Source organism: Vibrio sp. YQ_11 (assembly GCF_043103065.1).
GTDB classification, from domain to species: domain Bacteria; phylum Pseudomonadota; class Gammaproteobacteria; order Enterobacterales; family Vibrionaceae; genus Vibrio; species Vibrio parahaemolyticus.
The window spans coordinates 25,674-34,337 of sequence record NZ_JBICJM010000016.1 but is presented as its reverse complement, the minus strand read 5'-3'; the positions used below and the strand labels follow the sequence as shown (position 1 = coordinate 34,337).

General features: G+C 44.9%; 8 protein-coding genes. 1 reads left to right on the top strand and 7 read right to left on the bottom strand.

The features are described 5' to 3' along the window. Positions 1-66 precede the first annotated feature (66 nt). The 7 genes from ACF8EG_RS10935 to hinT all read right to left on the bottom strand — a co-directional run bounded on the left by ACF8EG_RS10935 (position 67) and on the right by hinT (position 6,284). Positions 67-1,356 (bottom strand): NAD(P)/FAD-dependent oxidoreductase, encoded by a 1,290-nt coding sequence (locus ACF8EG_RS10935; RefSeq protein ID WP_005456272.1) that lies wholly within the window; start codon positions 1,354-1,356, stop codon positions 67-69. Positions 1,357-1,892: 536 nt separating this feature from the next. Next, positions 1,893-2,432: an alpha/beta hydrolase YcfP gene (ycfP, locus tag ACF8EG_RS10930; protein ID WP_005456278.1), complete on the bottom strand. Its 540-nt coding sequence runs from the start codon at positions 2,430-2,432 to the stop codon at positions 1,893-1,895. Positions 2,433-2,506: 74 nt separating this feature from the next. Further along, positions 2,507-3,388, bottom strand: coding sequence for a thiamine kinase (gene thiK / locus ACF8EG_RS10925; RefSeq protein ID WP_021449349.1), 882 nt, complete (start codon positions 3,386-3,388; stop codon positions 2,507-2,509). A 24-nt stretch (positions 3,389-3,412) separates the two neighbouring features. Beyond that, positions 3,413-4,003 (bottom strand): penicillin-binding protein activator LpoB, encoded by a 591-nt coding sequence (gene lpoB, locus ACF8EG_RS10920; protein WP_005456187.1) that lies wholly within the window; start codon positions 4,001-4,003, stop codon positions 3,413-3,415. Between the two features lie 66 nt (positions 4,004-4,069). Continuing rightward, positions 4,070-4,462 carry a YcfL family protein gene (locus ACF8EG_RS10915; protein ID WP_005456243.1) on the bottom strand — a complete coding sequence of 131 codons (393 nt, stop codon included), beginning with the start codon at positions 4,460-4,462 and terminating at the stop codon, positions 4,070-4,072. After that, a complete protein-coding gene (locus ACF8EG_RS10910; protein ID WP_025509310.1) occupies positions 4,462-5,859 on the bottom strand; it encodes a COG3014 family protein in 1,398 nt (465 codons plus the stop codon). The genes ACF8EG_RS10915 and ACF8EG_RS10910 overlap by 1 nt, the downstream gene beginning before the upstream one ends. 74 nt (positions 5,860-5,933) lie before the next feature. Next, positions 5,934-6,284 carry a purine nucleoside phosphoramidase gene (hinT, locus tag ACF8EG_RS10905; RefSeq protein WP_005461572.1) on the bottom strand — a complete coding sequence of 117 codons (351 nt, stop codon included), beginning with the start codon at positions 6,282-6,284 and terminating at the stop codon, positions 5,934-5,936. Positions 6,285-6,520: 236 nt separating this feature from the next. On the opposite strand from hinT, the gene ACF8EG_RS10900 reads away from it, so the two are divergent. Continuing rightward, a complete protein-coding gene (locus tag ACF8EG_RS10900) occupies positions 6,521-8,512 on the top strand; it encodes a methyl-accepting chemotaxis protein (protein ID WP_005481899.1) in 1,992 nt (663 codons plus the stop codon). The last annotated feature ends 152 nt before the right edge of the window (positions 8,513-8,664 follow it).

Genomic DNA, 8,664 nt, shown 5'->3' with positions numbered 1-8,664 from the left:
CCACCGACTTGCGGTGGCTTTTTCTATTCTATAGTTTCAACACTTAAACTGGCTGAATCGCCGATATTAGTGAAGCTTAAGGTTTGGCCGCAATACACGGTTAATGCGGCCAACCAGCATCATCAAGCCTGTTTTGAACACACCGTGAAGTGCCATCAAGTGCATGCGGTATAGTGAGATATAAACAACACGTGCAATACGGCCTTCAACCATCATCGAACCTTTGGTTAAGTTACCCATCAAGCTACCTACTGTAGAGAAGCGGCTTAGAGACACTAAAGAACCATGGTCTTTGTACACATAGTTTTTCAACTCACGACCATTTAGCTTCGCCACAATGTTGCTGAACGCTTGGCTAGCCATTTGGTGCGCAGCTTGCGCACGAGGTGGCACAAATGAGCCGTCTGGTTGTGTGCATTGCGCCAAGTCGCCGATAACAAAAATATCGTCATCACGCGTTGTTTGCAGTGTTCCTTTCACAACCAATTGGTTAATACGGTTTGTTTCTAGACCTGCAATGTCTTTGATGAAATCAGGTGCTTTGATACCCGCAGCCCAAACCATGATTTGCGCAGGAATCTTTTCGCCATCTTTGGTAGTTAGGCCGTCTTTCTCCGCCTTAGTCACCATCGTTGCTGTACGAACGTTTACACCCAGCTTAACAAGCTCTTGATGCGCCGCAGACGAAATACGTGGTGGCAATGCAGGAAGAATGCGCTCGCCCGCTTCAATCAGGTTAACATTCAGCTTGCTTGAATCTAGATCACCAAATCCGTAAGTGCGAAGTTCTTTCACGGCATTGTGCAGCTCAGCCGATAGCTCAACGCCCGTTGCGCCAGCACCAACGATCGCGATATCCACTGTACCGTTACCGTTTTTCGCATGCAGCTTTAGGAACTCATTGTTCATTTCTGTACGGAAACGGTGCGCTTGTTCTGGGCTATCTAGGAAAATACAGTTCTCGCGAACGCCTGGAGTGTTGAAATCGTTCGATGTTGAACCAATCGCCATCACTAGAAGATCGTATTCTAGCTCGCGGCTTGGCATAAGAAGTTCACCGTGCTCGTCTTTCAGCTCACTTAAAATGATCACTTTACGTTCACGGTCGATGTCTTGAAGGCTACCCATTTGGAAATCGAAGCTATGGTTTTTCGCATGAGCACGGTAGCTCAAAGCGTCAACACCTTCGTCCAAAGAACCCGTTGCAACTTCATGCAACAGTGGTTTCCACAAGTGGCTCGCTTTACGGTCTACTAGCGTAATTTGCGCACGGTTCTTACGACCAAGAGTACGGCCAAGCTTAGTCGCCAACTCAAGACCACCAGCACCGCCGCCTACAACGATAATGCGTGTCACAATGATTTTCCTCTACAAAAATGAATATATGGGGTTCAGCCCGATGTCTCACTCACAGCAAATCTGCAGTAAAACATCCAACCGATGAATTCTTGGTTCTTAGAGGTGTCTCAGCTTGTTTGGATTAAAACGGATGCCTATGTTTTTCGTTGTTATTACTGTTTGTTCGTTGGGCATCATTTACATCGCCTGAAACATACGATTCCAGACAAAAGTGGGCAAGTTTCTCACTCGCTCTCAATTTTTTTTGATATTTATCAAATTATTTTAGTCTGGTTCATTATATAGAGCCATCCTTTGAAGGCAACCAAAATCCTTACTCTGGATGCGGATTGACTACTTTTCGACTACTCTACAACAAGGTATTCGTGCCACATAGTTCATCAGTAAGAAAACCATAGAAAGAACACAATATTCTTGCCTTTAAACGGCTGAAAATGTGAGCTGGAATAATCCAGCAAAAAGCGAAATTGGACAGATAGAAAAACAGCACTGCAAGCAGTGCTGTTTAAATCGTAAACAATGAGTTTTGCATACTAGGTATTTTTGAACTCTTTCATCGCTTGAAGATGCTGAGAGATTTTCTTGAACTTATGTGACTGCGATTCATCCCAGATGATGTCGTAGTGCTTTTCTAACTCAGAAGCCGTTTTTGTATTGTCATGAATTTCATCTTCTTTCGACAAAATCACTAAACAGCGCCCTTGGTTTTTAGCTCTGAACTGATCTACACACTTCGTTGCAATATCTTCGTATTCTTCTGGGCGATCGATGCGACCAGCCATGGTGTTTTCTGGATGTAAGTTCGGATTGAACATCACTTGCTTAATACCACACAAGAAACCAATACGCTCAGACCAATACCCACCAAGGCCAACCCCACAGATAAGTGGATTAGGATCATCAGACTGATCGATAACCTTCGACACTTCTTTTAGCAGGTGCTGCATGTCATGTTTAGGATGAAGCGTGCTGTAATTAATGAAACGGACATCGTCATCGATGAACTGTAGTTGAAGAACTTTTTCGTGGTTACCTGGGCTTGTACTATCAAAGCCGTGCAAGTAAATAATCATGTGTACCTCTCCCTGTAAAATCTGGTACTTTTTTTAAAACTACCACTATTTCCTTACTGATAAAGGGGAAAACGTCACGAGTTCTCAAAACAGTGATCTTCTAAACACAATAAGTCTTTAAACTCTTGCGCACTGTTTAAGTATTGTTCATCTCCCCATAATTTATAAGCAAGCAAGTACCAAAGCATTGCCATCACTAAAGTGCGGGGTTGCCACGCTTTTACTCCTTCAAGCCAAACTGAGGTATTTTCAATATTTCGAATCTGGCAATAGCGTTCAACCGACTCTTCTATTGGCGAATCGGTAATTTGCAAAATGAGCGTTAAATCCAATCTTGGGTCTGCAAGGCTTGCGTACTCCCAATCAATGACTTTCACGCCCTGATCTCCCCTAACTAGGTTGTAACACCCCAAATCAAAGTGACACAGCGCTAACGGAATTTGTTCAACACTAGGTTCAGAACGCCAGTGTTTGTATAGGGTTTCAAATTCCGAACCGACGTACTTTCCTTCTAACTCCAACCAATAATGATCAATTCGTGAGATGTAAGAAAATGGCACAACAGGTATGGAGCTCGAATGGTATTGATGAATGGTCGCCGCGATGGGTAAGAGTTCTTCCAACTCGATACCATCTTTTGTCAGCGTGATCCCATCGATCCACTCCACTAATAACCCTTGCTCATGAACGAAGATCGGCTTTGGCCCGAGATTTAGCGGCTCGATCGCATGAAGAACTTGATACTCGTTATGACGAGAGATAGAAAAAGCCTTGCATACGTTGCTGGTCGGTCGCCAGACATAAGCAAGGCCTTGAGAAGATTCCAACCGCCAACAGCGGTTGGTGAGCCCGCCGGTGACGGTTTGCACCTTCACCGGTGGTTCTGAAAAGAAGCCATCTAACGCATTTAAGCTCGGATCTAACTGTTTTGCTTGTTGCCAAGAAAACCACGCCATTGATGACTTCTCCATTATGGTCAATTAAAGGCCAAATAGGCTCTTAGATTGCTCTTTGCGGATTTCTGTTTCATCAGCCCATTCGATTAGGCCTGTTTCCAAATCCATCAAACGCATTGTCATTTTGTAGTATACATCTTTATCGCTACCTGCATTTTTCACGATGCTAGAAAGGTTACCGTAAAGCATGTATTGCGCACCGACCATTTTACCAAACTGAATTGCTGTACTTTGGTTAACAAGCTCGTCCGTATTTTGGAAGTTAAGTTGTTCACGAACCGATTCTACGCGGTCCATATCAACAAAGCGGAATTTGCCTGAGTTCAGCATTTTAGTTGAGATGGTATCAGTGATCGATTCAGTGTCGATGTGCTCACTGGTTTTGTTCTTGATTCGCTCAACAAACACGATTGGACGTTGGTCACGAGTAATTGCTGCTACTGAACCTGACATCATCATGCTGTCTACCATCTCGCCAGCAATTTTTTGTAGGTCCGTCGAACCGAAATCGATGGTTGTGGTTTCAGTCGCTTGTGAATCACCGTAAGAGACTTTGTTAGAACAACCACCCAAAATAACGGCTAGACCTAAAAGAGCAATAATACTTTTTTTCATGAGAGTTCCTTAGTTATATCAATACCAGCGCATGTTGGCGCGGCAGCTACGGCAAAGCCGTTAAGATTAATCGTCTTGTGCTTCTCTAATTTGAACACGGAAATGTGTGCCATTTGGATTGACCGTGACCTCCGAAAGCGTCACAGATTCAAATCCACGCACGATCATTTTGCGCCAAGGCCCCGGTTTGGTGTTCACTTCCAAACCATTGTTGTCGTACCAGTAGAAGCGATAAAGAATGTGCTGGTCACCTTTGTAGTTACTGCTTAACTGCACCACACCACGTGGTCGATCATCGACGTAAGTCGTGGTGATGTTGTCAACCAACAGTCGGCTGCCCAATACGTTATCGTTAAAAAATACGTTTTGTGTTTGGCCATCAACTCGGATCCCAGCAGTGTTGTCCGCACAACCTGCCAAACCGATAATGACTGCTAAGCCAATAAGCCATGCTCTCATTACAATCTCCCTAATTGTTTATGCCATACCGTCGAATGCGCTCCCTGACGAGAAACCCACACCAGTGTGGTTTGCTGCGCTGGTACGTCAAATTGATAGACTTGATCGCCTAAATTTAGCTGCTGTGTACCCGGCTTCACAATTTGTGAGGCTGTCTTCACTTGCGCTGGCAGCGTTTGCCAGCTTCGAGTATCTGGTTGTTCTGTTAATGTATTCCAAACGTTGAAAAGAATATTGCCCACGTCATCGCCTTTTTTCGCTGCTTCTTTTCTGATTCGGTCTTTCGCCCAAACGCGAATGGCTTGGCGAATCACTATTGTCGTTAAGCGTTCATTCAAATCATTCTGAGCCATGGCATTAACGTCAGCCAACGTACTAGAAGGCAGCGTTTTTCCATTCAAAGCCACATCACTAAAGCGTGGTGCCCCACGTTTTGGATAATAAGGTAGTGCCAATGAGTAGATTGCGCCATTGCCGCGACTGTCAAAAATAGGTAAATCAATACGCCAACCTTGCAAAGCCTCAACCACACCTTGCTCGTCAATCACAATGACGCGTCCTTGTGACTTATTTAACCCTGTCGGTGCCTTGCCATAGCGTTTTTCAAGCAGACGTAAGTCTTCACGCATACCGAGCTTTTTCGCGGCGTACATCGTGCTTTCAATAACCTGTTTGTTATCTGGCATCACAGCCAAAGCGCGACGGTAATCCACATAAGCGCTGTTAAGATCACGTGACGCTTCGTACAACAAACCAGAAAGATAGAAGAGATAACCGTTTTGCACCGCGCTGAGTTTTTTCCCTGCGTCTGGATAACTCGCGAGCACGCTGCCTAAGTTGGCTGACATACCTTGGTTTTTAAGATCTTTTTCTGCCGACTTCAGCTCTTTTTCACGCGCTTTTCGAGCCGCTTCCTGAACTTGGTTAGCACGACGAACTTCGACGAGTGCGCCTTCTAAATCATTTTTTTGTAGATAGTTCAGACCAAGGTATAAATGCAAAAAGCCGAGTTCGTAGTCTGCAGGTTGGTATTCGTTAAGATTGTCGTTTACAGCAAGTGAACCTACGCTCGTCGCTGTTTCAGAAACAGAAATGGTTGCTCGGTCTTGTTGAACACGTACCGCGCGGTCGCTCTCTTCGAGAGCTTTGAGGCTGGTTGGATAATCTTTCGCAAGGAATGAAATACGACCCTTTTCGAAATTGCCAAGGATCTCGCCACCGACGTCGCTCGATTGGAGTTGCTCAGCGTTGGCATAATTGCCAGCAACAACTGCCTGATAAACTTCTTGATTCTGGTCGCTGTAGTGGCTAAACAAATTGCCCGCAGACAAATTAGCGCAGCCAGACGCCATCAAGACCCAGCTAATCAGTCCAAACAGCTTCACACCTAATTTCACATTTATCTCCGCAAATGTGTGCTCAGAAAAGAATATAAATAGGGTGGCATAGGCACCACCCTTTTCAAATTAGCTTAGCTCAATACCATTGGACCTAAAGGACGACCGCCTAGTAGGTGCATGTGGATATGGTAAACCTCTTGGCCACCATGAGGGTTGCAATTAAGGATCAAACGGTAACCGTCTTCAGCAATACCTTCTTCTTTCGCAAGCTTCTTCGCCACAGTGAATAGGCGTCCCATCATTGCTTCGTCTTCTGCTTCCACGTCGTTCGTTGTCGGAATCAACTTGTTCGGGATGATAAGAATGTGGCTTGGCGCGCGAGGGTTAATATCGCGAAACGCGGTCACTAAATCATCTTGGTAAAGAATGTCTGCTGGGATTTCCTTACGAATAATTTTACTAAAGATAGTTTCTTCCGCCATGGGGACTCCATTTTATAAAGGTGTGTAACCCATTTAGTATGCTCCAACCCAAAGCTGAGCTCAATAAAAAACAGTGTTCACTTAACATTATCAATCTAATGCTAATAAACGAAGCTTTTTTTGTCGTATGCGTCATAAAACGTGCGTCACGAACTCAATACAATCCAATGAATTTTGTTACTTTTTTAAGACAATTCTTATTTATGTTGTCTATTTTTGGGAGAGGAAGCTCACTTATGCGAGGTTCAGTTATTAAAAGGATGTATGCGGGCTTTGCGCTGATCATCATCCTGTTTGCTGTCACAATTGCCATTATGATGGGGGGAATGCACGATATTCACGGTAAATTTGAAACCGTCTCTAAATCATCGTTGCCCCTTGTATCGTTATCTAACCAAACCAGTGTGGAACTGCTTTCTGCCGACAAGTCTTTTAAAGATTTTCTAACCACTGAGAATAAACAGCGCATGGAAGAAATGCGTCAGGAGTTTGCGAGATCTCAACAACGTTTTGAATCCACTTTGGCGCAGCTCGAATCAGCAAGCCAGATCTACCCTTCTCTTGCCGAACCTTTTTCTCAACTGAAGACGCTAGAGCAAAGCTACTTTACCGAAGCGCTCGAAGCAATGGACAACTATGAAGCAATGTTTTCAGCACAAGAAGAAGTGCAGAAGTCATCGCGCCGCTTTCAAAAACTCAACACTGAACTTTCTGTTGGCCTGAAAGAATACGTTGCAGACCAATCGAGTATTTCAGTGAAGGTTATGGCGAAAAGCTACTTCATCAAACTCAAAGATGCCGAAGTGATCACCTCTGATGCGCTGGCCAGCTCCAATCCTGAGTTTGTTACGCAAGCGGTAACGAAAAACCGTAAAGCAGTAACGCACTTGAACTACGCATTCCGTGGGTTGGTCACTCAGCTTCCTGAGTTAGAAAAAGCTTTTGGCGAATCCGTAGAACAATTTACCCGTGACGTAGGTATGCGTGGCGGTGTGCTAGACCAACACAACAACTACCTCAACGCTCGAGCAGCTCTGTACGACAACATTGCGAACTTAGCTAACAAAGTCGATTCTACGATGGCTATCCTTGAGCAATTCACAACGACAGCAACAGACAAACTAAACGAATCTCTTGATGATGCCGGTGACATTTACTCTGCTGGCGTGACGAAAGCGATTGTGATTGGTGTAGTTGTGGTTTTGTTTGCTGCGGCTATCGGCTATCACATCGCGCAAAGTGTGCGTGAGCCATTAACACGTATTCTCAATGCGCTAGAGAGCCTGACTAAAGGCGATATGACGCAACGTATTGATATTCGCTTTAACAACGAGTTCAGCCGCGTTAGTGGCCATATCAACACGTTAGCGGACAGCTTGCACGACATTCTAGTGAAGCTAAATGAAGCATCAGAAAACTTAGCCTCGACCGCGACGACCAACGAACGAACGTCTTCTCAAGCGCAATCTAAGCTGAATGCACAACGTGAGCAGACCGCCAACGTGGCAACGGCTATGACCGAGATGTCTCACTCGGTTCAAGAAGTTGCGCAAAGCGCTCAAGGCTCTTTGGAAATGGTTCAACGTGTTGAGTCTGCATCCGAAGAAGGCCGAAATGTCATGAGTAGCAACATTTCGACCATCAATCAGCTAGAAACGCGCCTTCACGAGTCTGTGTCTGCCGTTTCTGAACTGCAAAAGATGAGTGGTCAAATTGGCTCAATTTTGGATGTCATCCGCAACATTGCTGAGCAAACCAACTTGTTGGCTCTCAATGCCGCGATTGAAGCGGCACGTGCAGGAGAACAAGGACGCGGATTTGCCGTGGTAGCCGATGAGGTACGTGTGCTGGCATCGAAAACCACACAATCCACCACAGAAATCGAATCGATGATCAGCAATCTGCAATCGAGCTCTCAGTCAGCCAACCAAGTGATTCAAAGCTGCATGAGTGATATGGAAATGTCGGTTGAGCAAGCCTCGAAAGCGAACAGTTCAATGGAAGAGATCCAAGCACTCATTATCGAAATCAGCCAAATGAGTACGCACATTTCTCAAGCGGCAGCAGAGCAAAGCGAAACCTCAGCAGATATTGCGCGCAACATTGAAGACATCAACAATATTGCGGATGAAAGTTACCACGCGATGTCGAGCATCACTCATACGAGTGAATCTCTCACTCAGCTTGCTCATCAGCAAAATGAATTAGTCCATCGCTTTAAATTGTAAATTTTTATGCAATAGTTGATGCAACCAGCTGTATAAGGGCGACTTTTTATGAAGTCGCCCTTGTTTTTTCTCGGCCTTGTCTACATATGGGTAATATGGCCTGCTCATCCCTTGCACTTCTCTTTTCGAGCGGCCACACAAAAAGGAAAATC

Coding starts and splice junctions, on each gene's coding strand:
- ACF8EG_RS10915 (WP_005456243.1), bottom strand. CDS start 4,462: ATGAGAGCATGGCTTATTGGCTTAGCAGTCATTATCGGTTTGGCAGGT.
- hinT (WP_005461572.1), bottom strand. CDS start 6,284: ATGGCGGAAGAAACTATCTTTAGTAAAATTATTCGTAAGGAAATCCCA.
- ycfP (WP_005456278.1), bottom strand. CDS start 2,432: ATGATTATTTACTTGCACGGCTTTGATAGTACAAGCCCAGGTAACCAC.
- lpoB (WP_005456187.1), bottom strand. CDS start 4,003: ATGAAAAAAAGTATTATTGCTCTTTTAGGTCTAGCCGTTATTTTGGGT.
- ACF8EG_RS10900 (WP_005481899.1), top strand. CDS start 6,521: ATGCGAGGTTCAGTTATTAAAAGGATGTATGCGGGCTTTGCGCTGATC.
- thiK (WP_021449349.1), bottom strand. CDS start 3,388: ATGGCGTGGTTTTCTTGGCAACAAGCAAAACAGTTAGATCCGAGCTTA.